The organism is Micromonospora sp. M51 (genome assembly GCF_018070305.1).
GTDB classification, from domain to species: Bacteria; Actinomycetota; Actinomycetes; order Mycobacteriales; family Micromonosporaceae; genus Micromonospora; species Micromonospora parva.
This window is the reverse complement of the sequence record NZ_JAGPXZ010001518.1, coordinates 1-447: the sequence shown is the minus strand read 5'-3', so window position 1 is coordinate 447 and position 447 is coordinate 1. Positions and strand designations below refer to the sequence as shown.

Here is a 447-nt window from a genome sequence, read left to right as displayed (position 1 = left end):
ACAACGCGGCCACCCGGTCGCCGAACAGTCGGGTCCCACCGGGCAGCGGGTCGGGCAGCGGTTCGCTGCCGGCGAGTTGCGCGGGTGTCAGGCGAGCGGCTATCTCGCCCAGCGCGAGCGGGTTCGCGCGGGTCAGCGTGACGAGTTCCCGCGCCACACAGGGCTGCACACCGCAGCGGGACTCCAGCATCTCGGCTGCGGCGGCTCCGGGGAGGCCACGCACCTCCACCGTCAGAGGCACACCCTTGACCGGAGCGTCCCCGCGCACGGCGAACAACATCGCGATCTTTTCGGTCTCCAGCCGCCTGGCGGCGAACAGCAGTGCGTCGGCCGAGGCCTGGTCGATCCACTGGAAGTCGTCGACCACACAGATCAGCCCGTCCGGCGCGGCGGCTTCGACCAGCAGCGAGAGCACGCCAGCGCCCAGCAGGTACCGGTCGCCGGCAG

1 pseudogene is annotated in these 447 nt (G+C 71.8%); it reads right to left on the bottom strand.

Going from position 1 to position 447, the window contains the following annotated elements:
* Window positions 1-447 (bottom strand): annotated as a pseudogene (locus KBX53_RS35750) (hypothetical protein); the annotation flags it as partial.